The sequence below is a fragment of the Clostridioides sp. GD02377 genome (genome assembly GCF_045899875.1).
GTDB classification, from domain to species: domain Bacteria; phylum Bacillota; class Clostridia; order Peptostreptococcales; family Peptostreptococcaceae; genus Clostridioides; species Clostridioides difficile_A.
In genome coordinates this window covers 34,999-60,983 of the sequence record NZ_JBJODA010000004.1, presented here as the reverse complement: position 1 = coordinate 60,983, position 25,985 = coordinate 34,999, and the positions used below count along the sequence as shown (strand labels likewise).

The 25,985-nt window shown below is 27.6% G+C and carries 25 protein-coding genes and 1 other annotated feature; of the genes, 23 read left to right on the top strand and 2 right to left on the bottom strand.

Annotated features, from left to right (window positions below):
• Positions 1-226 precede the first annotated feature (226 nt).
• The 12 genes from Q3304_RS04430 to Q3304_RS04375 all read left to right on the top strand — a co-directional run bounded on the left by Q3304_RS04430 (position 227) and on the right by Q3304_RS04375 (position 12,805).
• Entirely contained in the window at positions 227-1,060 is an 834-nt protein-coding gene (locus Q3304_RS04430; RefSeq protein WP_054270045.1) for a polysaccharide deacetylase family protein, read from the top strand.
• 67 nt (positions 1,061-1,127) lie between these two features.
• Positions 1,128-2,084: a peptidylprolyl isomerase gene (locus Q3304_RS04425; RefSeq protein WP_054270046.1), complete on the top strand. Its 957-nt coding sequence runs from the start codon at positions 1,128-1,130 to the stop codon at positions 2,082-2,084.
• 51 nt (positions 2,085-2,135) lie between these two features.
• Complete coding sequence (locus Q3304_RS04420) at positions 2,136-2,618, top strand: RNA polymerase sigma factor (protein ID WP_407814366.1); 483 nt, start codon at positions 2,136-2,138, stop codon at positions 2,616-2,618.
• Positions 2,619-2,629: 11 nt separating this feature from the next.
• Positions 2,630-3,499: an anti-sigma-V factor rsiV gene (locus Q3304_RS04415; protein WP_054276530.1), complete on the top strand. Its 870-nt coding sequence runs from the start codon at positions 2,630-2,632 to the stop codon at positions 3,497-3,499.
• Between the two features lie 42 nt (positions 3,500-3,541).
• A complete protein-coding gene (locus tag Q3304_RS04410; RefSeq protein WP_407814365.1) occupies positions 3,542-4,294 on the top strand; it encodes a DUF3298 domain-containing protein in 753 nt (250 codons plus the stop codon).
• Positions 4,295-4,336: 42 nt separating this feature from the next.
• Entirely contained in the window at positions 4,337-5,164 is an 828-nt protein-coding gene (locus Q3304_RS04405) for an XdhC family protein (RefSeq protein ID WP_054270049.1), read from the top strand.
• Complete coding sequence (locus tag Q3304_RS04400) at positions 5,164-5,925, top strand: M48 family metallopeptidase (protein ID WP_407814364.1); 762 nt, start codon at positions 5,164-5,166, stop codon at positions 5,923-5,925. Before Q3304_RS04405 ends, Q3304_RS04400 begins: the two co-directional genes overlap by 1 nt.
• A gap of 161 nt (positions 5,926-6,086) precedes the next feature.
• Positions 6,087-6,343, top strand: a binding site (T-box leader).
• 110 nt (positions 6,344-6,453) lie between these two features.
• Positions 6,454-6,693 (top strand): ACT domain-containing protein, encoded by a 240-nt coding sequence (locus Q3304_RS04395; protein WP_021384344.1) that lies wholly within the window; start codon positions 6,454-6,456, stop codon positions 6,691-6,693.
• Between the two features lie 234 nt (positions 6,694-6,927).
• Positions 6,928-7,974, top strand: a complete 1,047-nt coding sequence (gene ilvC / locus Q3304_RS04390) for a ketol-acid reductoisomerase (protein ID WP_265327124.1) — start codon at positions 6,928-6,930, stop codon at positions 7,972-7,974.
• Positions 7,975-8,024: 50 nt separating this feature from the next.
• Positions 8,025-9,713 carry a biosynthetic-type acetolactate synthase large subunit gene (gene ilvB, locus Q3304_RS04385; protein WP_407814363.1) on the top strand — a complete coding sequence of 563 codons (1,689 nt, stop codon included), beginning with the start codon at positions 8,025-8,027 and terminating at the stop codon, positions 9,711-9,713.
• 202 nt (positions 9,714-9,915) lie between these two features.
• Positions 9,916-10,593 carry a manganese catalase family protein gene (locus Q3304_RS04380; protein ID WP_054270052.1) on the top strand — a complete coding sequence of 226 codons (678 nt, stop codon included), beginning with the start codon at positions 9,916-9,918 and terminating at the stop codon, positions 10,591-10,593.
• A gap of 175 nt (positions 10,594-10,768) precedes the next feature.
• Positions 10,769-12,805: a thioredoxin domain-containing protein gene (locus tag Q3304_RS04375; protein WP_407814362.1), complete on the top strand. Its 2,037-nt coding sequence runs from the start codon at positions 10,769-10,771 to the stop codon at positions 12,803-12,805.
• Between the two features lie 160 nt (positions 12,806-12,965).
• On the opposite strand, the gene Q3304_RS04370 is transcribed toward Q3304_RS04375, so the two are convergent.
• Positions 12,966-13,532, bottom strand: coding sequence for a MarR family winged helix-turn-helix transcriptional regulator (locus Q3304_RS04370; RefSeq protein WP_054270054.1), 567 nt, complete (start codon positions 13,530-13,532; stop codon positions 12,966-12,968).
• Between the two features lie 265 nt (positions 13,533-13,797).
• Here Q3304_RS04370 and Q3304_RS04365 point away from each other — a divergent pair, with 265 nt between their 5' ends.
• Both Q3304_RS04365 and Q3304_RS04360 read left to right on the top strand, forming a co-directional pair.
• On the top strand, positions 13,798-14,733 hold the full coding sequence (locus Q3304_RS04365) for a lysophospholipase (RefSeq protein WP_407814361.1): 936 nt from the start codon (positions 13,798-13,800) through the stop codon (positions 14,731-14,733).
• A gap of 321 nt (positions 14,734-15,054) precedes the next feature.
• The gene (locus Q3304_RS04360; RefSeq protein WP_407814360.1) at positions 15,055-16,266 is read left to right on the top strand and encodes a helix-turn-helix domain-containing protein; all 1,212 of its coding nucleotides are present in this window, start codon (positions 15,055-15,057) and stop codon (positions 16,264-16,266) included.
• Positions 16,267-16,536: 270 nt separating this feature from the next.
• Here the strand turns inward: Q3304_RS04360 and Q3304_RS04355 are convergent, their stop codons facing one another.
• Entirely contained in the window at positions 16,537-17,058 is a 522-nt protein-coding gene (locus Q3304_RS04355) for an N-acetyltransferase (protein WP_407814359.1), read from the bottom strand.
• A gap of 362 nt (positions 17,059-17,420) precedes the next feature.
• Here Q3304_RS04355 and Q3304_RS04350 point away from each other — a divergent pair, with 362 nt between their 5' ends.
• From Q3304_RS04350 to Q3304_RS04310, 9 genes are all read left to right on the top strand, one after another.
• Positions 17,421-18,218, top strand: a complete 798-nt coding sequence (locus tag Q3304_RS04350) for a G5 domain-containing protein (protein ID WP_407814358.1) — start codon at positions 17,421-17,423, stop codon at positions 18,216-18,218.
• Positions 18,219-18,327: 109 nt separating this feature from the next.
• Positions 18,328-18,918 carry an SGNH/GDSL hydrolase family protein gene (locus Q3304_RS04345; RefSeq protein ID WP_407814357.1) on the top strand — a complete coding sequence of 197 codons (591 nt, stop codon included), beginning with the start codon at positions 18,328-18,330 and terminating at the stop codon, positions 18,916-18,918.
• A 62-nt stretch (positions 18,919-18,980) separates the two neighbouring features.
• Positions 18,981-20,678, top strand: coding sequence for a phospho-sugar mutase (locus tag Q3304_RS04340; protein ID WP_407814356.1), 1,698 nt, complete (start codon positions 18,981-18,983; stop codon positions 20,676-20,678).
• 217 nt (positions 20,679-20,895) lie between these two features.
• Positions 20,896-21,735: a YihY/virulence factor BrkB family protein gene (locus tag Q3304_RS04335; protein ID WP_407814355.1), complete on the top strand. Its 840-nt coding sequence runs from the start codon at positions 20,896-20,898 to the stop codon at positions 21,733-21,735.
• Between the two features lie 128 nt (positions 21,736-21,863).
• Positions 21,864-22,484: a dihydroxyacetone kinase subunit DhaL gene (dhaL, locus tag Q3304_RS04330; RefSeq protein WP_054270062.1), complete on the top strand. Its 621-nt coding sequence runs from the start codon at positions 21,864-21,866 to the stop codon at positions 22,482-22,484.
• A 55-nt stretch (positions 22,485-22,539) separates the two neighbouring features.
• On the top strand, positions 22,540-23,541 hold the full coding sequence (locus Q3304_RS04325) for a dihydroxyacetone kinase subunit DhaK (RefSeq protein ID WP_407814354.1): 1,002 nt from the start codon (positions 22,540-22,542) through the stop codon (positions 23,539-23,541).
• 23 nt (positions 23,542-23,564) lie between these two features.
• The gene (gene lsrF, locus Q3304_RS04320) at positions 23,565-24,449 is read left to right on the top strand and encodes a 3-hydroxy-5-phosphonooxypentane-2,4-dione thiolase (RefSeq protein ID WP_054270064.1); all 885 of its coding nucleotides are present in this window, start codon (positions 23,565-23,567) and stop codon (positions 24,447-24,449) included.
• 67 nt (positions 24,450-24,516) lie between these two features.
• Positions 24,517-24,828 carry a hypothetical protein gene (locus tag Q3304_RS04315; RefSeq protein ID WP_054270065.1) on the top strand — a complete coding sequence of 104 codons (312 nt, stop codon included), beginning with the start codon at positions 24,517-24,519 and terminating at the stop codon, positions 24,826-24,828.
• A gap of 116 nt (positions 24,829-24,944) precedes the next feature.
• Positions 24,945-25,880 (top strand): sugar-binding transcriptional regulator, encoded by a 936-nt coding sequence (locus tag Q3304_RS04310; RefSeq protein WP_407814353.1) that lies wholly within the window; start codon positions 24,945-24,947, stop codon positions 25,878-25,880.
• Positions 25,881-25,985: the final 105 nt, after the last annotated feature.

Here is a 25,985-nt window from a genome sequence, read left to right as displayed (position 1 = left end):
TTTAACTAGAATTAATTGTAAAAAACACTATATAATACTCAATTTTCAACATTCTATACAATTATACATAAATTATACAGCATAATAATCATCAAAATAACAAATTTTAAAAATTAAGCAAAACTTTTTGTCGAAGTTCAACGTCTATATATATGTAGTGTAAATTTTGGGTATAAAATACTACAAAAATATAAATGTAAAAATATAGCAATATGGAGGTCGAACGATGAGAAATAAAAAGAAAAAAATAAATAGAAAGAAATTATATGTACTTTTAAGTGCTATTGTAGTATGTCTAGCTTTTATAATAGTTGGTATACGAGTTAGCTCTTTAAATGTTAAAGAAGACGAAATTAGTAGAAATACAAAATTGTCAAGTTCTACTATTACAGATATAGTATCTAATACAACAACGGAAATTAGCAAAGGGCCAAGTAAGAGTTCTGGAAAAGTAGCATACATAACTATAGATGATGGTCCATCTAAATTTACCGACCAGATGATAAAAACTCTAAATAAATATAATGTTAAAGCAACTTTTTTTATGATAGATGGCAATATGAAGGAATATCCACAACAAGTTAAAAATATAATTAAAAGTGGGAACACAGGAGGTTTCCATAGTGTATCACATGATATTCATAAGCTTTATGTTACTAGTACATCAGCAAAAGAGGAATTTGATACAAATGACCAAACTTTTTACAAAATAACTGGTAAACATTCAAAAGTAATAAGAATACCTTATGGAAGTAAACCATATACACCACAAGCTTCTTATCAAGCTTTAGTTGATGCTGGATACAAGATTTGGGACTGGGATTTGGATACAGAGGACTGGAGATCTAATTCTGCTCAAATCTTACAAAATGTGAAAAATCATGTTAAGAATAGAAAAGGTGAGGATAAAGACCAACTTGTAGTTTTAATGCATGAGAAAAAACAAAGTGCAGAAGCTTTAGATTCAGTTTTAAAATTCTTATCAGATGAAGGTTATGAATTTGCAGCAGTGGATCAAAATCAGATACCAAAAAATTATTGGTTGCGTAATTTAGAGTAGTTAAAATATAAGAGCATTAATTGATATTTTAGAAATTGAGAATAAAAATGAGTGAGGTGTAGATATATTGAATAAAAAACTTTATATAGGAATGGTCGGAATACTATCTTTAATGATGGTTGGTTGCAACAAAAGTTTGGCAAAAGTAAATGATGTGGAAATTACAAAAGAGCAATATCAAAAAACAAAAGCAGTTTTATCTGCTACTAATAGTTATATAAATGGGCAATCTTTAGATGAATTGGAAAAAACTTTGGATAAAAAAGGTAGAAATAAATTAGAAAATGTTATAATATCGTTTATGGTGGATAATGAACTTTTATATCAAGAGGCTAAGGATAAAGGATTAACTCCAACTAAAAGCGAAGTAGACTCAAAGTATCAAGAACTAGAAGATAATATGAATTTGAATACGAGTTACAAAGAAAAAATGGACAAAGCAGGTGTTGATAAAGCATACTTAAAACAAGAAATATCTAAAGATTTAGCCATAGATAAAAATAAGAAAGCCTTTGAAGATAGAATAAATGTAAGTGATGTGGATATGGAATCCTATTATACGAAACATAAAAAAGATTTTAATGTAGAAGAAGTAAATGCTTCTCAGATACTTATATCAACTTTAGATAAAAACAAAAAGGAAGTAAGCAAAGATAAGAAAGAAGCTTTAAAGAAAAAGGCAGATAACATATTAACTAAAATCAAAAACGGAGAAAGTTTTGAAGAATTGGCTAAAAAATATTCAGATGACAAAGCAACTGGAAAAAACGGAGGACAGCTAGGATATTTCACAAAAGAAGATAAAAATGCTGAGTTTACAAAAGAAGTGTTCAAATTAAAGAAAAATGAAGTTTCAAATGTATTTGAAACTAGTTATGGATATCATATAGTCAAAGTTACTGATAAAAGAGAAAGACAAAAAAGTTTTAATGAGTGTCAGAGTTTAATAAGAGAATCTATTTTAAATGAAAAGTATATTGAGCATATAAAGAAATTGAATGAAGATGCAAAAATAGACAGATAGAATCTCTAAAGACTCAATCCTAGCCTGTAATCGGAGGGAGATTTTACAGGAATGTTTAAGAGTTTAAAGAGAACGAAGATTGAGAAATACATTATCGATAATAAAGACTCTTTTTATAGAATTGCATATAGTTATACAAAGAATGAAGAAGATGCCTTAGATGTGGTTCAAGAAGCCATGTATAAGGCTCTATATTCAGTGGAAAATATTAAAGAAGTAAATTATATAAAAACATGGTTTTATAAAATTTTAGTTAGAACTAGTATAGATTTTATTAGGAAAAACCGTAAATATAATAACATGACAGATATTGACCATATAGATGAAACTGGAGAATGTGATAAATATACTGATTTAGATTTAAAAAGAGCTTTAGAAGAATTACCTATAGAGTATAAATCTATTATAATATTAAGATTTTTTGAAGATTTAAAGATTGAAGAAGTGGCAATAATATTGGATGAAAATGTGAATACTGTTAAAACTAGGCTATATACTGCTTTAAAAAAACTAAAATTAAAAATTGAAGAGTAGGGATAAAAAGAATGACGAGCAAAGAAAGGTTAGATAAGTTAAAAGAGGAGTATCATAAAATTCCAATACCAAAGAAACTAGATACTATAATAAATCATGAGAAAATAGAAAATATATATTATGAGAAAAATAAGAAAGTAAATAGATTAAGATTTAAAGTTGCAATAGCTTTTGCTTGTATGTTTACAGTATTAGTAAATATAAGTCCTGTATTTGCAGATAATTTCTCTAAGATACCTATAATTGGAGGAATAGTAGAAGTAATAACTATAAAAAATTATAGCTTAAAGAGTGAAAATTATGAAGCTAAGATTGATATTCCTAAGATACAAGGTTTAAAAGATAAAAACTTAGAAAAGCGTTTAAACAGTAGCTTTATGGAAGATGGAAAAAGGCTTTATGATGAATTTCAACAGAGGATGGAAAAGATAGAATTATCAAAGAATAAAGGACATAAGTCTTTAAGTTTGAGTTATAGTGTTAAAAATAATTCTAAAGATTTCCTCTCAATAGAAATGACAAAAAATGAGATAGAAGCATCATCTTATGTTAGTAAAATACATTATAATGTTGATAAGAAAAGACAAATAGTTTTGACTTTACCTATGCTTTTTAAGGATGATAAATATATAAAAGTTATTAGTGATAATATAAAAGAACAGATGAGAGAACAGATGAAAAAGGACAATACAAAATCATATTTTATAGACCAAGAAAAAGATTTATCTGCTGAAGATTTTAAAACTATCAACAAATATCAAGATTTTTATATTAATAAAGATGGAAATCTTGTAATCAGTTTTGATGAATATGAAGTAGCACCTGGTTATATGGGAGCAGTAGAATTTGTAATACCATATAAAGTAATAAAAGATTTGTAAATTGAATAGTAGTTTATATATAAATACATTAAGGAGGTCAACATGAATACATGTAAAAAACTTAAAAAATCTATATTTAAAATTGCTATAGTTTCAATATGTTTATTAATATCATTAGTAAATATAAAACCTATATTTGCAAGTTCTTCTAATGAGACTCTAAACAATAATACAATAAAGGTTGTAGATGCTAAGAATCTCAATTTTAAGCAAGGTAATTATGAAGTGAAAATTAGTATTCCCAAAATAGAGGGTTTAAAAGATAAAGATTTAGAGAATAAATTAAATAATGAGTTTTTGCAAGATGGGAAAAAACTTTACAATCAATTTAAAAATGAAATGAAAAAAGAAAATAATAAAGGTCATAGATATTTAAATGCAAGTTATAATGTTAAAAACAATTCTAAGGACTTTTTATCCATAGAAATGAAAAAAGAAGAGATAGAAGCTTCTTCAACTGTAACTAAAAAGCACTATACTATTGATAAAAATAGAGAAATACTATTAAATTTGCCAATATTTTTTAAAGATAGTAGATATATAAGAGCTATAAGTGATAATATAAAAGAGCAGATGAGAAATCAAATTAAAAAGGATAATACAAAATCCTATTTTATTGACCAAGGAAAAGATTCACCAGTAAAGGATTTCGAATCTATAAATAAGTATCAAGATTTTTATATTAATAAAAGTGGAAATCTTATAATTAGTTTTGATGAATATGAAGTAGCTCCTGGTTATATGGGAGCAGTGGAATTTGTAATACCAAATAAGGTGATAAAAAACCTAAGATAGATATATAGAAGATTTTTAGATAGACTTGGTAAGGAGAATTATATGAATATATATGAACAAGCTATACAGTTAATAGAAAATAAGGAGGATTTTGCATTTGCTACTATAACCTCTCACTCAGGTTCAACACCACGTGAAACTGGAGCCATGATGATTGTAAAAAATGATGGTAAAATATTTGGTTCAGTAGGTGGAGGAAGTGTAGAAGCTACATGTATAAAACATGCACTTAATGTCATAAGAGATAGAAAATCAATGTTGTATAAATTTACTTTAAATAAATCTGATGTAGCAAAACTTGGAATGATATGTGGTGGCAATGGAGAGATACAAATAGATTTTATTGACAGTGAATTAGAGAGTAATATAGAAAGATTTAATAGAAGTTTAAAAGAGAATACAAGTAAAGCGTATATATTTGGGGCAGGTCATATCTCAAGAGATGTGGCTGTAATATTATCCCTTTTAGAATTTAGAACAGTAGTAATAGATGATAGAGAAGAATTTGCCAACTCTGAAAGATTTCCAGATTCAGAAGTAGTAGTTTTAGATTCTTTTGAAGATATACCAGATTTTTCAATTGATGAAAATAGTTATATAATTATTTTGACAAGGGGGCACTTATATGATTCAAGTGCTTTAGAATGGGCTCTTAAAAGAAATTCTGGGTATATTGGTATGATTGGAAGTAGAACCAAGATTGGGCTAACATATGAAAAACTTATGAAAAAAGGTTTCAAAAAGGAAGAACTTGAAAAAGTTCATGCACCAATAGGTATAAAATTGGATGCTCAGACACCAGCTGAAATAGCTGTATGTATAGCTGCTGAACTTATAAATTGTAGAGCAAATAAGGAAAAAAGAAACTGATGAATACAGTAAGTAAAGACACTGACATTTTAAATGTAACTTTTAGAGGTAATGAGATAAAGGTGATTTTGTTGTATAAAGATAGAAAAAATATTTCTATAAAAATAGACTCATTTGGTAAAATAATTGTAACAAGTCCTCCTAAAATCTCTAAAAAAATAATAAAAGACATAATAATTGAAAAGGGAGACTGGATACTTAAAAAGTCTGAAAAATATAAGAACAGAGAAGAATCATACAGACAAAGAATGTTTATAAATGGCGAGAAATTTCTTTATTTAGGTAAAGAATACTATTTAGTTATAAAAGAAATATTAGATGATTGTGTCTCAAAAAGTAACTGTACAATAAATCTTGATGAATCTCAAATAATTATTCAAACAAATGATACCAGTAAAGACTTCATTAGAACATCTTTGAAGGAATGGTATAAAACAGAAAGCCAAAGAATAGTTTTAGAAAGAATAGATTTTCTTAAATCAACTTGTGAAATAATGAAGCAATTGATTCCAAAAAGTGTTAAGGTAAAAGAGCAAAAAAAGAGATGGGGAAGTTGCACATCTCAAAAAAATATTTATATAAATTCAAAAATATCTATGGCAAGATTAGATGTAATTGATTATATAATAATACATGAATTTAGTCATTTAATACATATGAATCATTCTAAAAAATTTTATGATTTGGTAAAATCTATTATGCCAGATTATAGAGAAAAAGAAAATTGGCTAAAAATAAATGGATATAAAATAATAATATGAAAACGGTTATTCCAAAAGTTGTATTTAGAATATAGAAAACATATTATTGTGAAAAAAATAAATAATCTGAAAATTTTAAAAAAAGTCGTTGACATTATAAAAGATAGAGAATATAATCTATATTAACAACAAAACAGATAGAAAATATAAAATTAAAAAAATTAAAAGCGATGACAGAGACAATGATGCTAATGGTGTTATCCACAGAGAACCAATGTTGCTGAGAATTGGTGTTAACAGTAGTATAATTATCACTCTGGAGCTTTTGTACTGAATATTTTTAGTAAGTACAAACGTCTGCCAACGTTACATGGCTAAGGTTAAGGTAATCAATTACCCGACCTGAAAAAAGAGGGGTAGATGTATTTTTATATCTACAAATAAGGTGGTACCGCGGAATATAACTTTCGTCCTTATAAGTAATATTTATATTGCTTATAAAGATGAAAGTTTTTTTATTTTAAGCAATATAAAAAGTTCAATCCATATAAAATTAATAAAAAATAATAAAAATAAGGAGGAATTTTTATGGAAAATACTGTATATGCTAAATTAAACCAAGGGATAGATTCTTTTTTAAGAGTGGCTATGACTCTTAGAAGGAGAGAAGTTGATATACAATCAATAAGTATGACTGTAGATAACATGAATAATTCAGGAATAAAACTAATAGTAAATGAAGAAAAAACATCTCTAGATTGTGTTTTAAATCATATGAAGAAGCTACATGATATAAGAGAAATAACTGTTGAGAAAGTAAGACATTAATTAAATGTGTTTTATAAAAATAGAAACTAATGATAAATCTATTTATGTTAAAATGAAAAACTAAAGATAAATATTAAATGAGAAAAATCTTAGAATGAAAATACAAATATCATTGAATTTATTAGTTTTCTGCAATTTATAAAGACTGAAAATTCTAAAAATACAATTTTGAAATCATGTAAATTTAGAAATATAATCTGTTAAGTAGCATAGAATCAATGATAATGAGTATAAATTTCTAATAAAAATAAATATCATAAAAATGAGAGAAAGTATTGGGAGGAAATAAAGATGGCAAAGATGTATTATGAAAATGATGTAAATTTAGAGGTTTTAAAAAATAAAAAGGTTGCAGTTTTAGGTTATGGGAGCCAAGGACATGCACATGCACAAAATCTTAGAGATAATGGTGTAGATGTAGTAGTAGGACTTTATGATGGAAGTAAATCAGCACAAAAAGCAAGAGAAGATGGATTTGAAGTTAAAAGTGTAGCAGAAGCGACAAGAGAAAGTGATTTGACAATGTTACTAATGCCAGATGAAAAGCAAAAAAAAGTTTATGAAGAGAGTGTAAGGGATAACTTAAAAGAAGGTCAGACATTAGCATTTGCACATGGATTCAATATACATTATAACCAAGTACAACCACCAGAATTTGTTGATGTTGTAATGGTAGCTCCTAAAGGACCTGGTCACCTAGTTAGAAATGTATTTACAAAAGGAAGTGGAGTTCCTGCACTATTTGCGGTATATCAGGACTACACTAAAAAAGCTACAGAGACAGTTTTAGCATATGCAAAAGGTATTGGAGCAACAAGAGCAGGAGTTTTAGAAACTACTTTTAAAGAAGAAACAGAAACAGATTTATTTGGAGAGCAGTCAGTACTTTGTGGTGGAATAAGTGAACTTATAAAATTAGGATATAAAACACTTGTAGATGCAGGATATCAAAAAGAAGTAGCATATTTTGAATGTCTACATGAAATGAAACTAATAGTTGACCTTATATATGAAGGTGGATTTGAAAGAATGAGATATAGCATAAGTGATACAGCAGAATATGGAGATTATGTATCTGGTAAAAGAGTAATAACTGATGCAGCAAAGCAAGGTATGCAAGAAGTTTTAGAAGATATACAAAATGGAAAATTTGCGAAGGCATGGATTAAAGAGAATGAAGAAGGTCGTGAAAACTTCCTTAAAACTAGAGAAGCAGAATATGCTACAGAAATAGCAGAAGTTGGAAGAAATCTAAGAAGTATGATGTCATTCTTAAAATAAATATATTAAATGGATTAGTTTGAGGGAAAGAGTGGTGCATGGTAGTGCGTATGAATGGAGCAAAAGTAATTTTAGAATGCTTGAAGAAAGAGGGAGTTGACACAGTATTTGGATATCCTGGTGGAGCAGTGATACCTCTTTATGATGCTCTATATGATTATCAAGATGATTTCAAACATATAAGGACATCTCATGAACAAGGTTTAGTTCATGCATCAGATGGGTATGCAAGAAGTACTAACACAGTGGGGGTTTGCTTTACAACATCTGGTCCAGGAGCAACAAATGCTATAACTGGAATAGCAACAGCTTTTATGGATTCATCTCCTATGGTTGTGATTTCAGGGCAAGTTCCAACAAGTTTATTAGGCAAAGATTCTTTTCAAGAAATTGATATAACAGGAGCGACCTTGTCTATGACAAAACATAATTATCTAGTTAGAAGTACCAAAGAATTGATTCCTACAATAAAGGAAGCTTTTAAGGTTGCAAATTCAGGAAGAAAAGGGCCTGTACTTGTAGATGTACCAAAGGATTTATTTTTGGCAGAAATGGATTTTAACGATGAGGATTATGATTCATGCCAAATAGATGATTATATGGATTATAAGAATGATTTTGATTTAGAAGATGAAATAAATATTAAACTTTTAAGTGATGCAATAGATATAATAAAAGATTCTAAAAGACCTATAATATATGCTGGTGGAGGTGTTAAGTCTTCAGATAGTGAGGAAATTCTTGAAAAATTTGCATCCAAAATAGATACACCTGTATTAAATACACTTATGGGACTTGGTAATATAGATAGAAAAAATGAGTTATCTCTTGGTATGGTTGGAATGCATGGAAGTAGAGAAAGTAATTTAGCTCTTTCTAATTCAGATTTGGTTATAGCTATAGGTGCAAGATTTAGTGATAGAGTAATAAGTAAAAGTTCTGAATTTGCTAAAAATGCAAAAGTAATACACATAGACATAGACCCATCTGAAATAAGTAAAAACATAAAATCAAATGTATCTCTAGTTGGAGATGTGAAATTTATTCTTAGCTTACTACTAAAGAAAGTGGATAGTAAGAATAATAGTAACTGGAAAGAAGAAATAAAGACTTTTAGAAAGAGTGAGGGTGTACAAGAAGGTGAATTTCATCCACAAAATATACTTAGAAAAATAAATGAGAAGTATGAAAAATTAGATAATCCTACTGTAGTGGTAACTGATGTTGGTCAGCATCAAATGTGGGCTGCTAAATACTGGGATTTTAAAGGTAATAAAAGCTTTATAACATCAGCAGGACTAGGAACAATGGGCTTTGGTTTAGGTGCAGCTATAGGAACTAAAGTTGGTAATGTAGATAAAAATGTAGTTTTGGTTACTGGTGATGGAAGTTTTAGAATGAATTGTAATGAACTAGCTACAGTTTCAAACTATAATGTACCTATACTTATTTTATTGCTTAATAATAGAACACTAGGGATGGTAAGACAATGGCAGAAATTATTTTCTAATCAAAGATACTCTCAAACTGATATTGATGAAAATGTAGACTATGTTAAGCTTGTAAATGCCTATAATATTGATGGATATAAGGTATCTGATATGGAAGGGTTAGAGAAAGTTTTAGATATGATAGATTTTAATAAACCTATGTTTTTGCAATGTGATATAGATAAGGATTATGATGTTTATCCTATTGTAGCTCCTAATGATGCATTAGAAAATTTAATATGTAACTAAGATTTATACTGAATATTGATAAAGTTTTTTATTGAAACTTTATTGATGTTCAGTTTTTTATTTAGGTGTAGATTTTTTGTCTTTGTAAATAAATTACTCAATGTATAACTAAGTATTTATTAAATCTTAATTATAGAACTTAGAATAAGATTGTATTTTAAGCAAATAATAAATTTGAATAATAATTTACGGAGGTATTCATATGTTTAAACATGATAAAGCGTTATTAAAAGAAGTAAAAGTAGAAAGACCAAATCCTCAATATGCTGTTTTGATGCAAGAACAATTAGGAGGAGGAAATGGAGAATTAAAGGCAGCAATGCAATATTTGGCTCAAAGTTTTAGAATAAAAGACCCTCAAATAAAAGATTTATTTCTTGATATAGCAGCAGAAGAGCTTAGTCATATGGAAATGGTTGCTCAAACTATAAATTTATTAAATGGTCATGATGTTGATTATAATGCAGTTGATACAGGTGAAATAGAGACTCATGTATTAACTGGATTATCACCAGTATTAATAAACTCATCAGGAGCTCCATGGACTGCTGATTATGTTACAGTTACAGGTGATTTAGTAGCTGACTTACTTTCAAATATAGCTTCAGAACAAAGAGCCAAGGTGGTTTATGAACACTTATATAGACAGATTGATGATAAACATGTAAAAGAAACAATAGATTTTTTACTTAACAGAGAAGAAGCACATAATGCTTTATTTAGAGATGCTTTAAATAAAGTCAAAGATACAGGTTCAAACAGAGATTTTGGGGTTACAGAAGATTCAAAGTTATATTTTGACTTATCAACTCCAGGACCAAATCATGATACTAAAATAGATATTAATCCTCCTTCTTTTGAAAAACCTTTAAAAAAATAATTTGATATTTTTCATGTTGTTTTGTTTTAGTAAATATATAAAAAATTATTTGCCTAGAAGAATTAAGTAGATAAAAATCTAAATATATGTAGTTAAGATGGGTATACACTTAATATAAGTGTATATCTATTTTTTTATTGCAAAATATATAATAAAACAATAATGAGGTGGTATTGTGAAAAATAATAAAAAACCTAATAATCTAATAAATGAAAAATCTCCATATCTTTTACAGCATGCGTACAATCCTATAAATTGGTATAGTTGGAATGATGAAGCTTTTAGAAAAGCAAAAGAAGAAGATAAACCAATATTTTTAAGTGTAGGGTATTCAACATGTCATTGGTGTCATGTTATGGAAAAAGAATCTTTTGAAGATAAAGAAGTTGCTGAAATAATGAACAAAAACTTTATAGCAATAAAAGTAGATAAAGAAGAAAGACCTGATATAGATAGTGTATATATGACAGTTTGTCAAGCTATGACAGGCAGTGGCGGATGGCCAATGACTATAATAATGACACCAGATAAGAAACCTTTTTTTGCAGGAACATATTTCCCAAAGTATTCAAGATATAATAGACCTGGTGTTATAGATTTATTAGAAAGTGTATCTGATAAATGGAATACAAACAAAGATATACTTATAAAATCTGGAGATGAAATAATAGAAGCTCTTAAAGATGATTTTGGAGTGAAAAATACAGATGGTGAGTTATCAAAAGAGATGTTAAAGTCATCTGTTAGGATATTTAAGGCTATCTATGATGAAAAGTATGGTGGTTTTGGAAATGCACCTAAATTTCCAAGTCCTCAAAACCTTATGTTTTTGATGAAATACTATAGTATAGAAAAAGATGAAGATGTATTAAAAATGGTGGAAAAAACTTTAGATGGAATGTATAGAGGAGGTTTGTTTGACCATATTGGATTTGGTTTTTCAAGATATTCAACTGATAAAAAATGGTTAGCACCTCATTTTGAGAAAATGTTATATGACAATGCCATGCTTACAATAGCGTATTTAGATGCATATAAAATAACAAAAAGAGAATTATATAAAGAAATTGCTATAAAGACTATAGATTATGTAATTAAAGAGATGCAAGATAAAGAAGGGGGTTTTTATTCAGCACAGGATGCTGATAGTGAAGGTGAAGAAGGAAAATTTTATACATTTAATCCTCTTGAAATAATTGATGTACTGGGTGAAGAAGATGGAAAGTTTTTTAATGATTATTTTGATATAACTAATGGTGGAAATTTTGAGGGTAAAAATATCCCAAATCTTATAAAAAACAAAGAATATGATAGATATAATGAAAAAATAGCTAATCTTAGTAAAAAGGTATTTGAATATAGAAAAGAAAGAACATCTTTGCATAAAGATGATAAGATACTTACTTCATGGAATGCATTGATGATAGTAGCTTTGGCAAAGGCTTATAATACACTAAAAAATGATGTGTACTTAGAGTATTCAAATAAATGCCTTTATTTTATAAATGACAATCTTGTAAATGAGTCAGGTAGATTGTTAGCTAGATATAGAGAAGGAAGTTCTGCTTATTTAGCTTATTTAGATGATTATGCTTTTTTAATATGGGCATATATAGAGCTTTATGATTCAACATTTGATATGAGATATTTAGAAAAGGCGTTGAATTTAAATGAAAGCTGTATTGACCTTTTCTGGGATTATGAAAAAAGTGGATTCTATATATATGGTAAGGATAGTGAAAATTTAATAGCAAGACCAAAAGATTTGTATGATGGTGCTATTCCATCAGGAAATTCTGCTCAATTATACAATCTTATAAGACTTGCAAAGATTACTGGTGATGGTAAACTTGAAGAAATATCGTATAAACAATTAAAACTATATGTAGATAATGTAAAAAATTCTCCAACTGGGTATAGTTTCTATATGCTTTCATTGATGTATGAACTTTATCCTACCAAAGAAATTATATGTATTTTAAAAGAAGACTCTGATTTGATTGGATTTAAAGAATTAATAAGTAAAAATTTTATACCAAATGCAACTTTTTTAGTAAAGAAATACAATGAAGAAAATGCCAAGATAGATTTTTTAAAGGATTATAAATTAAAGAATAATAAGACTACTTATTATGTGTGTCAAAACAATAGCTGTAGCCAACCATTTAATGATTTACAAAAACTAAATGATATGCTTTTAAGAGTACAATAACTACAAGAAAAGAACTCTATATTTATACTTAATATAGAGTTCTTTTCTTATAACTAACAAATACCACTTTAATCATTTTGTTAGCAGTATTGAGAAATTAAAATTTTTATTTTTTAAAAATTAATTTTAAATCTATATACTTCTATAAATATTTATAATATTAGTAAGTTTTGTTTATCTCATTTCTTCTTCTTGAAAACTCTTCAAGTAGTTCAGATTTGATTTTATCTAGTTCTTCATCTTCCATAAAATTAGCATCTTCTTCAAATCCATCTTGTTCTTCACCATTAAAACGGTACATTTTTTTTAGTAAACTCCATAAAGTTTCCAGTTCATCTTTACTAAATTCATGAAACACATCAGCCATAAAATTTATTCCAATTTTACTACATGTTATCATAACTTCTCTTCCTAAGTCTGTAATTTTAACATTAATAGCTCTTTTATCATGAGGACTTGGAACTACTTTAACATATCCACTTTTTTCAAGATTAGAAACTAGTCTGTTTATGTTTTGTTTACTTGTACCCATTTTTCTTGCGATATTATTTAATGTTGTTTCTTCTTCTGGTAAATGGAGGATAGATAAAATAGTCATATACTGTCTTGAAGTAAGTATACCAAAATATTTATCTCCTTCTATTTGTATTTTGTTTGTAAGGGTAAAGAGAGTAGCATAAGTTTGATTCATTAGAAAGAGTTCTTTTAATTCATTTGAATAATCCATGAAATATCTCCTTTATCTTTGGATTGTATTTTAACGAAAACAGAATATCATGAATTGATTCTAATGTCAATATGATGTCCAAGTATATCTAGGTATTGTTTTTTATATTAATATTTAAGTTGTTAAATTATTATATAACTTTGTATAGTCATTTGTATCAATGGTTAGTAAATCATAAAGCATATAGAAAGATTTTGACTTGAAAATACTTGTAATATAATATATAAGTTAATATACTGAATAAAATCAATCTGGAGGGATAATTATGAAGTGTACAAACTTTACTTTCAAAGGAGAGGAAGATTTAGATATATATACATACAAATGGGAAGATAAAAATATAAACAATCCAAAAGCTGTTATCCAAATTTCACATGGAATGGCTGAAACAGCACAAAGGTATGAGCCTTTTGCTAAAGAACTTACTAAAAATGGCTATATAGTATATATTAACGACCATAGAGGTCATGGAAAGACTGCGAAGACAATAGAAAATGTTGGTCATTTAGCTGAAAAAGAAGGATTTAGATGTCTTGTAGAAGATATGCACACTTTAACAAATATTATAAAAAAGGAAAATGGGAATTTACCAATTTATTTATTTGGACATAGTATGGGTTCGTTTGCAAGTCAAAGATACATAATGGATTACCATGATAATTTGTCTGGTCTTATACTATGCGGTTCAAATGGAAAACAAGGGACTATCTTAAATTTTGCCCATATGATAATTAATCATGAAATTAAAAAACATGGAAGAAATTCAAGAAGTAATAAAATAAATGATTTGATATTTGGTGGAGAAATCATAAAAAGAAATAAAAACTCTAAATTTGATTGGCTGAGTAGAGATAGAGAACAAGTTGAGAAATATATAAATGACCCATTTTGTGGAGTAGTGTGTAGTTGTGGTTTTTTTTATGATTTGATTCAAGGATTAAAAGAAATTGAGGATAAGCAAAATCTAAAAAAAATACCTCTTGATATTCCTATTTATATAATATCTGGCGATAAAGACCCTATAGGAAAAAATGGAAAGGGAGTATTAAGACTTAGGGATAGATATATAAATTTAGGGGTAAAAGATGTATCTTGTAAGCTTTACAAAGATGGAAGACATGAATTATTAAATGAGATAAATAAGGAAGAAGTATTTGAGGATATAATCTGTTGGCTAAATAATAAAATAGACAGATTGTAATAAAGAAATGTATATAATGTAATATTAGTCTTATAGTATTAGCTCTATAAATGATTTATTTATATTAAATGTGCTCTTTATGATAATGTCACTTATAGTATAAATAAGTGTGATTACAAATAGGTTATTAATAGCAAGTATTATTATCATTAGATGTGGAATCTACTTTAAGTAAATGAAAGAAAATTTTAGACTAAAATATAACCAACTAAAATATAACCAATGGTTAAATTATGAACATTTTATTAACTTTGCCTCGATTTACTAGTAAATACTTTTTTTATATACTTAAATTACAACAGATGTACTAGGGAGGTATATATGCAAATTAAAATAGGTAAAGTCATACAAACTCTTAGGAAAGAAAGAAATCTAACTCAAGAGCAATTGGCAAAATTTATAGGGGTTTCAACACCAGCAGTATCAAAATGGGAAAGTGGAAATTCTTATCCTGATATAGAATTATTACCACTATTAGCAGATTTTTTTAATGTATCTATTGATAAGCTTATGAATTATAAGATTGATTTAAGTGAAGAAGAAGTAATGAAAATTTATCAAGAATTAGAAGCAATTTTTGCTGGGATTGAAGTTGATTTATCAACAGAAGAACCAAAAGAAGAATGTAAAGAAGACTTAGAATCTGTGAAAAAACTTTCTAATATGTACATAGATAAGTATCCTAAATGTTATTTATTAAAATTAAAGATATGCTCACTGTACCAGATGTATTCATATAAATTTGGTAAGAATGAGTTGAACAACAAAGTAAAAGAAACAACAAATATTCTTGAAGATATAGTAAGAAATACAGATGATATTCAAATTAAAGAAACAGCACTCATTATATTATCAAATGCATATTATATGTTGGAAGATTATAAAAAGGCAGAGTTGTACTTAAGTATGATACATGAACCAATAGGAGATACAAGTGTCAATTTAGCTATGATATATTTAAATCAAAATAGGTTGGAAGAAGCAGAAATATTGCTTCAAAATAAATTGTTCACTAATGTATTCAATGTAAGTATGGATTGTAAAGGAATAATTAATATATACAAATATCAATATAAGGAATTAAAGCAAAAATTGGAGGATGGAGATTCTAATAAAAAAGTAATAGAGAAAGAAATGGAATATATAAAAGATAAGTTACTAGGGTATGCAAACTTTTCTTTAGAAATAAAAAAAATACTTAGTGAAGATAAAGGTGCATTTTTTAATATATATATGGATTATATGGAATTATCTTTAACGTTTTTATTTTTTAATATGAAAGAAGAAGCTAAAGAAGCTTTATATAGTTTAAAAGAAATATTAGAGAAATATCCCATACATGAAAATTTGGATGTTAGCCAAATGAGATTTTTTGATAAAGTAAAATCTAAAAATTCCTATACTTTTAATGTATATACGAATTTGTTAATTGTGTTTAGTGATGATAGTTACAATGAACTTAGAGACGAGCCAATTTTTGAGTCTGTAATTGAAAATCTTTTGGAATTAGAGAAATTGTTAAAAGATAAATAATAAATAAAAATTTAATATAAGGCTTAAAGATTACTTAAGTTAAAGGGAGATGTTTCAACATAAAAATTTGAATTATCTCCTTTATTGTGCGAAAATAGAAAAGAATTTCATAATATAGTCTAATTTATGGAATAATTCTTTTGTTCAAGGAAAAGGAATCTTTTATTTTATAGCATTAATTAATATTAAAAAAGCAGCTAATTATAGTGAATCAACTGCTTTATATAATTGTTATGATATTTTGCAAAGTTCAATAGAGAGGGACTGTATCTAGAAATTCATTACATGGTTCCCTAAGTATTGATTAAACTTATCATATTCCCTTTTAGATAGAATTTCTGGATAAGACATTACAACTAGATTATGACCACTAAATTTATCTTGGTATGGTGGATGAATATGTTCATAATCATTTGCCTTATATTTTACTCTCTCATAGAAAGCCTTACGTTTGATTGAAATATCATCAATAGGAGGGTCAATTTCTAGAATAACAGTTTTTCCTCTTTTATTTAGAAGTTCCAATGTTCTTTGCCCATACATATTATTACGCATTTCTGGAAAAATACAAAAATGCTCTACATAAATAAAGCTTTCTGTTTCCCAACACAAAATTATGCCAACAAACTTGTCTTTATCATAAATTAAATTGAATTGATATTCTTCATTTTCCATAATTTCTGATTGCAAAGAAGACTTTCTCTGCTCATGAAATGGGAAACTAGTTTTATATAATTCCATAGCTTTATAGTATAATCTATCTTTACTGGTTCTTAAACGTTCAAATTTCATTTTGTTCCTCCCAATCATAAAAATTTCTAATCTGCATATGAATTCATTTTATCATAGTCAATATTGGTATACAATGTGTTTTAATTTGTGTATCATCTTTCCGTTTTGTTTCCTCTATGTCCATTTTTTTAGGATGAAAGATAAATTGTTTATGATATTATTTCAAATTATTATATTAATCACTGATTATTTAAAAATAGTATGTGTGATGGCTTTTAAACTGTCTAAAAATGATTTTAATGATTTTAGAAGTTACAAAAAAGTTACATAAATTTTGAAAGCTATAATATACATATATAATATAAGATTAAATCTGTAATGAATAATACTAATTTGAAGTTTGAATAGGGAAGGAGATTATTATGGAGAAAAGAGAAAAGAGGATAATAATATCATCTTTATTGAGTGTATCAATTTTGCTGAGTTTGGTAAGTATTTATTCTATATTAAATAAAGAAGATATAAGTTTAACAGTTAAAGGTAAAGAGCAAAAAGTCTCTTCATTAAAAAAAACAGTTGAAGAACTCTTGGATGAACAGGGTATTAAGTATAATTCTGAAGATAAAATTAATCCAAGTTTAGATACAGAATTAAAAGATGATATGCAAATAAAAGTTGTAAAAGTAACTAATAATCAAAAAGAAGAAATTGAAAAGATTCCATTTGAGACAAAGCATGTGAATGATAGTAATTTATTAAAAGGAAAATCTAAGGTCTATCAAGAAGGAAAAGAAGGAGAAAAAAAACTAGTCTATAAATTAACTTACCATGATGGAAAGTTAGTCAAAAAAATCTTATCAAAAGAATTAATATCTAAGGAGCCAACTACAAAAATTATAAAATATGGAACTAAAGAAAAAGTATTGATTGCATCAAGAGGAGCAAATATAAGAGGTGGAAAACATATGAAAGTGGTTGCTACTGCATATGCAGGAGATACAATAACATCAACTGGAACGACTCCAAGATGGGGTGTTATTGCAGTTGACCCTAGTATAATACCATATGGAACAAAAGTCTATATACCTAAATTGGGTATGACTTTTGTAGCAGAAGATTGTGGAGGTGCAATTAAAGGTAACAGAATAGATATTTTTATGAATAGTGAAGGAAGTGCATCAAATTGGGGAAGAAAGAGTATAGATATATATCTACATTAAATTAGTAACTATAATAACTTTACTTGAAAGATAAAAAAGTATAAAATATGAATTAACTAAACTGTTAGATTATTCTTGAAACATAAAAATATATCTAAGGGGGGATAAGATGAAAATAGTCTGCTTAGGAGACAGTTTAACATATGGGTTTGGAGTATCACGAAGTAATTCATGGACAAACATTGTGAATAAAGAGACTCGATTAGAAATAATAAATAAGGGTATAAATGGTGATACAACAAGTGGTATGTTAGTTAGATTTAATGAAGATGTTGTAAAAAATTCTCCTGATATAGTTTTTATAATGGGTGGTACCAATGATTTGATTGTTGGAGCAGGAAATGAAGTTATTAATTCTAATATAATGGCTATGGTGCATCAAGCATATTCAAAAAATATCATACCTATAATAGGTATACCATTGAAACCAGATATTCCAAATCTTAGAGAAGATTGGAGTCGTTTTACTGATTTTAATCTAGTATCCAAAAAGTTAGAATTATATAATTGTTGGGTAAAAAAGTTTAGTGTAACATTTAATACTGAGTTTGTAGATTTTTATTCGAGATATAATAAGTGCATGGAACAAAAAGGATATAAAAACTTGTATTTTGATGGATTACATCCAACAAAAGAAGGTCATAGAGTAATGGCAGATATATTTATTAACTCAGTTAATAAATATACAGAAGAAGTATAATTATATAAAAGATATTTGTTTATACAATTATAATAAATACATAAGATAGGGAGGATTTTATTATGGATTATAGGAAAACTTATGAAGAGTGGGTAAAAAGTTCATATTTTGATGAAGATACAAAGATAGAATTAGATAAGATAAAAGGTAATGAAAAAGAAATAGAAGATAGATTTTATAAGGACTTAGAATTTGGTACTGCTGGTCTTAGGGGTATAATCGAAGCAGGTACAAATAGAATAAACAAATATACAGTTAGAAGAGCTACTTTTGGATTGGCTAACTATATATTAGAAAATACGACAGCTGAAGAAAAAAATAGAGGAGTAGTGATAGCTCATGATAATAGACACAAGTCTAGAGAATTCTGTATAGAGTCTGCAAATACTTTGGCAGCATGTGGTATAAAAGCATATATATTTGATAGTTTAAGAACCACTCCAGAATTATCTTTTGCAGTTAGAAATCTAAATGCAATAGCGGGTATAGTTATAACAGCCAGTCATAATCCTCCTGAATATAATGGATATAAGGTATACTGGGAAGATGGGGCACAAGTTATGCCAGATATAGCAAATGCAATAACTGAGAAAGTAAATAGTATACATGATTACAGTATAATACCAACTTTAAGTGAAGATAATAAAAATTTAGTTATTTTATTGGATGAATCACAGGATACTGAATTTATAGAAGCAGTAAAGAGTCAAATTATAAGAACCGACTTAGTTAAAAATGTAGGTAAAACTTTTAAAATAGTTTATACACCTCTTTGTGGAACAGGTAATATACCAATAAGAAGAACATTAAAAGAAGTTGGATTTGAAAATATAATTGTAGTTCCAGAAGAAGAAAATCCAGACCCAAATTTTGCAGGTCTTGATTATCCAAATCCAGAAGAGAAAAAAGCTTTAAATAGAGGAATATTACTTGCAAAAGAAAAAGGAGCAGACCTTGTAATAGCAACTGACCCAGACTGCGATAGAGTGGGTGTAGCTGTAAAAACTACCACAGGAGAGTATGCTCTACTTACAGGTAATCAAATCGGTGGTATGTTGACACATTATCTAATAGAAGGTTTAAAAGAAAATAATAAGTTAAAAGAAAATTCTACAATGATAAAAACTATAGTTACATCAGAGTTTGGAGCAGATATAGCCAAAGCCAATAATGTTGATGTGTTAAATGTTCTTACAGGTTTTAAGTTTATTGGTGAGAAAATAAAACTATTTGAACAAAATAAAGACAGAAATTATGTATTTGGATATGAAGAAAGTTATGGTTATTTAGTTGGTACTCATGCGAGAGATAAAGATGGAGTAGTTTCTTCATTATTAATATCTGAAATGGCAGCATTTTACTATTCAAAAGGTATGAGTTTATATGAAGGTCTAATAGAACTTTATAAGAAATATGGATTTTTTAAAGAGCAGACTATATCTTTGACTTTAAAGGGTATAGAAGGAGTAGAAAAGATAAAAGAAATAATATCTTACTTTAGAGAAAATCAAATTGATTATATAAATGATATCAAAGTAGTGGATAAAAAAGATTATAAAAAAGGTATAGATAATCTTCCTAAGTCTGACGTTTTAAAATACTTCTTGGAAGATGAATCTTGGGTAGCAATACGACCATCTGGAACAGAGCCAAAACTTAAATTCTACATAGCTGTAAAAGGAGCTAGTGAGGTTGAAGCAGATGAAAAACTAAGTGGTCTAAAAGAATATATAGATATTATGGTTGAAAAATTAAAATAAAAGATGTTTAACTATCTTATAAGATAGTTTTATGATAATATTTATTTAGCTGAAAATTATAATTTACTTTCATTGATTAGAATATAGAAATGTTAGTAGAATTGTTATTTTCAGCTTTTATTTATGTTATTTTTACTTAAATAATTATATTATGGTATGAATCTGAGTATAATTAATATTGTATAATGAAATTAATTTGAGAGAAAAGGGGATATTTATGTTTGGGATAGATAAAAAATTGATTGAATATATAGTTGCAAAATCTAATTACAGTGAATTAAGTTCAAAGTCAGCAGAAGTATCTTTTTTCTTGATGCTGTCTATATTTCCTTTTTTAATATTTACTATAAGTTCTATAGCATATATACCAGTTCTTCATTTAAATAAATATATAGAACTTTTTAGAAATATGATGCCAGAAAGTGCTTTTGATGTATTATCTTCAATTATAGTTTCTGCAATAGATAATAGAAGTTTAAATTTTTTAGCTGTCAGTTTTGGACTTACTATGTGGACATTTTCAAGAGCAGTAAAAGCTCTTATTAAAGGGATGAATAGAGCGTATAAAGTTAAAGAAACTAGGTCTTTTTTAAAAATCCTATCTATATCATTTTTATTTACAATTATGCTTTTAGTGTTAATTTTTTTATCTATGATATTTCTGGTTTATGGAGAGAAAATAGGCTATTTTATTTTTAATTTTATAGGATTAGATAAGATATTTATAAGGATATGGGATATTTTAAGATACTCTGTGGGTATTTTAACAATAATAGTTATATTTACAGCTTTGTATAAGTATACACCAAATAAAAAGTTGACTCTGAAAGAATCTGCACCAGGTGCTATTTTTGCTACATTTTCTTGGTTTTTAGTGTCATTTTTGTACTCTTATTATACAAATTATTATGCTAACTATGAAGTAATCTATGGAAGTATAGCTGAAATAATTGTACTTATGACATGGATGTATTTTAGCAGTTGGTCTATTGTTATAGGCTATGAAGTAAATTCAAGACTGTATTTTAGAAAGATAAGAAATGAAAGTTTAAAGTAAACTTTAAAAAAAGAAACATTGTTTAATATAACAAATGTAAATTTTGTAAAAACGTTTTCTAAAAATAATTTACATTTGTTATTACATATGATAATATTGAATCAAGATATTAATAAGGAGATGGTTCAATGTTATCAACTACTACATGGAAAAAAATGTTGATAAGTGCAGCGGAAATATTAAAGGAAAATAAGATATATTTATGTGAATTAGATAGTGTAGTTGGAGATGGTGACCATGGGGTTACTATAGATAGAATAGCAGATTGTATGAAAAAAAGAGCATTAGAAGAAAATAAAAATGATAGCATAAAATCAATTAATGAAGATTTAAGTACTTTATGTATGAATGTAAATGGTGGTTCAGCAGGACCTTTATGGGGGACTATATTTGAGGGAATGGCTGAAGGAATAGATGATAAAGATGAACTTGAAATAGAAGAAATAAAAGGTATGTTTAATGAAGCAAGAGAAAATTTATCTCTTATTTCTACTGCTAAAATAGGTCAAAAAACTTTGGTAGATGCATTATATCCAGCCATAGATGCTATTTATAATGTACAGAGTAATGACATAGTAGATATCTTTAGATTAGCTTATGAAAAAGCAGTAGAAGGTGCTGAGAATACTAAAACTTACATAGCAAAATTTGGACGAGCAAAAAGTATAGGAGAAAGAAGTCTAGGACATATGGACCCAGGTGCTGTTTCTATATCACTGATGTTTAAAGGTTTATATAACGCATTATAAATTAGATTAACAAATTAAATAATAAATATAACAAATTTAATAGGGGGAATTTATCATGCCAATGAAAAAATTTATTAACCAGTCAGAAGATTTAACTAGAGAAGTTTTAGAAGGTTTAGAACTTGCAAATTCAGACTTACTGAGAGTTACAGATTCAAATTTAGTAATAAATAAAAAATTAGAAGAAGCAGAAAGAGTAACAATAGTCACTCTAGGTGGAGCAGGTCATGAACCAGCATTGAGTGGATTTGTTGGTGATGGAATGGTCGATATAGCTGTAGTTGGAGATGTATTTGCAGCTCCAGGTCCAAATTCTTGTTTAGAAGCTATAAAAATGGCTGACAGAGGCAAAGGTGTACTGTTTGTAGTCCTTAATCATGCAGGAGATATGTTGACAGGAAATCTTGTTATGAAACAAGTTAAAAAAGAAGGACTTAATGTTAAAAAAGTTGTTACTCAAGAAGATGTAGCAAATGCACTAAGAGAAAATAGTGATGATAGAAGAGGTTTGGTTGGTTGTATACCTTTATATAAAATAGCTGCAGGAGCTGCTAAAGAAGGAAAATCTTTAGATGAAGTTGCAGAAATAGCACAAAAATTTGCTGATAATATGGCGACTATAGCTGTTGCATGTAAGGGAGCTACTCATCCTTCTACAGGAATGGTTATTTCTGAGCTTGGAGAAAATGAAATGGAAATAGGAATGGGGCAACATGGAGAAGGTGGAGGTGGACGTATGGAAATGAAGTCTGCTGATGAAACTGCTGAAATAATGACACAAGCTTTGATTAAAGATTTAGACATTAAAGATGGGGAAAAAGTAATGTTAATAGTTAATGGCTCAGGAGCTACTACTTTGATGGAAATGCTAATAGTGTATAGAAAATGTCATAAAATATTGCAAGAAAAAAATATAGAAGTACTTTCAAATCATGTTGGAGAGCTTTTAACTACTCAAGAAACAGCTGGATTCCAACTATTTATAGCTAGAATGAATGAGGAATTGTTAAGATATTTCAATTCACCATGTAATACACCTTACTTTAAAAAAAATTAGATTGAATTAAAGGGAGATAAAAAATGGCAGATAAAGATGGAATAATACTACCAAAAGATTACGGAGTAGGTATAAAGCCTCCAGAACAAAGCTTTTATTTAAAAGGAATGGATAATGTGGATTGGGGAATGAAAAATAGATTGTCAAAAATATTCAATCCTAAAACAGGAAAATCACTTATGTTAGCCTTTGACCATGGGTATATCATGGGTCCTACTCAAGGGTTAGAGAGATTAGACCTTTCAATACCTGACCTTATAGAAGATGCAGACTGTCTTATGGCTACAAGAGGAGCTTTGAGAACATGTATAAGTCCAATTCAAGATAAGGCTATAGCGCTTAGATGTTCAGCAGGAAGTTCAGTTCTTAGAGAAGATATGAGTAGGGAAGTAATTGGAGTTGATATAGAAGATGCTATAAGAATGAATGCATCTTGTCTAGCTATACAGACATTTATGGGTGCTGAAGGTGAATGTAAAGCTATAGAAAATTTAGTTAAAACAATAGATATGGGAAATAGATATTCTATACCTGTTTTGGGTGTTGTTGCAGTAGGTAAAGAAATGGAAAGAACAGCAAAATACTTCTTGTTAGCCACTAGGATGCTAGCTGAATTTGGAGCAAGTATAGTAAAAAGTTACTACTGTGAAGATTTTGAGAAAATAACAGCTGCTTGTCCAGTACCTATAGTTATAGCAGGAGGAAAAAAAGTCCCAGAAAAAGAAGCATTAGAGATGGCTTATAGAGCTATAAACGAAGGTGCAGCAGGTGTTGATATGGGAAGAAATGTATTCCAATCAGAAAGTCCAAAAGCAATGATAAAAGCAATAAAAGCTATTGTTCACGAGAACAATACACCAGAACAAGCATATAAGTTATTTGAAGAATTAAAGAAGGAGTATAAGTAATATATACTAAGTTAAGTATATAAATATCAATATAATACATAAATTTCAATATATTGGAGGTAAATTTATGGAATTTGTACATATAGGTGTTATAACAGACAAACCACAAGAACATGAGGAATTTAATGAAGAATTAAAGGTTTATATAACAGACCCAAAATATACAGAGTTTAAATATGAATACTTGAGATTTGTTGAAGGAAGTCCACTTCCAGAAATAATGCAAAAGAATCCTCATGTTGCATATAAAGTAAAAAATATGGATAAATACTTGAGTGAGAATGAAGTAATTGTAGAACCTTTTAATGTAGGAGATAACTTGAAATGTGCATTTATAATTAATGGTGGTTTTATAATTGAATTAATGCAAGAATGTTGATATTTAAGCTAAAAAGTCTAGGATTTTTCTAGACTTTTTTTATTATTAATACAACTTGACAAAATTTATTTAATGATATAATTTTAATTTATAATCAACTTTGAAAGGATGAAAATATGACTATTGATAATGAAATGTTGAAATTGGTAGAAGTATCAAAAATGTATTATGAAGAAAATAAAACTCAAGCAGAAATTGCAAAAATCTTAGGTGTATCAAGACCCTTAGTAAGTAAGATGCTAAATAGAGCAAAAGAGATTGGAATAGTAAAAATAGAAATTAGAGAATTGTTTTCTAGTAATGATTTATTGATGAATCAAATAAAAGATATTTTTAGTATTAAAGGCGGGTTAATAGTTCCTGAAGCTAAAACTGAATATATAACTCAACAAACTATACTAAGTCATGGAATAAAGTATATAAAAGAAGAATTAAATAAGGTCAGTAATGTAGGAATAGGGTGGGGTTATATTATAGGTAATATAATGGAAGAAATGCAAAAGAGTGATGATAATTGTATTTTTAAAGGAGAGGTATATCCATTAGTTGGGATGGCAAATATACCAAACAAAGGATATCATCCTAATGAGTTAATATCTGTATTTTCAAATAGTACAGGATTTAGTCCTGTATTTTTATATGCGCCTGCATTCCCAACTAGTAGTGAAGAAAGAGATATATATTTGAAAACTGAAAATTATCAAAGTATGGAGAAAAAATGGGATAATATTGACACAATAATTTTATCCATAGATAATTACCCACAGGTACCAGACCAAGCTACTGCAATTAGATTTGGGAAAAAGCTTACAAAAGAGAAGGTAGTAGGTTCATTTTTATCTTATTATTTTAATAAGTATGGGGAAATAATTAAAAGTGATAATGACTATGTTATACAAATACCTCTTGAAAAATTAAAAAAAGCAAAAAAAGTTATAGCCATATGTTCAGATTCTAGTGTAAGTGCAATAACAGGTGCATTGAAGACTGGATACATAACACACATAATAACTGATGAGAAAAAAGCGACACAAATAATTATAAACAAATAATAAATTACATAAAATTAAATTTATTTACAAGAAAATTTTATAAAATATGTTATAATTAATAGAAAATTGTCATATAATTACTTAAAGAGTACTATTGTAAATAAC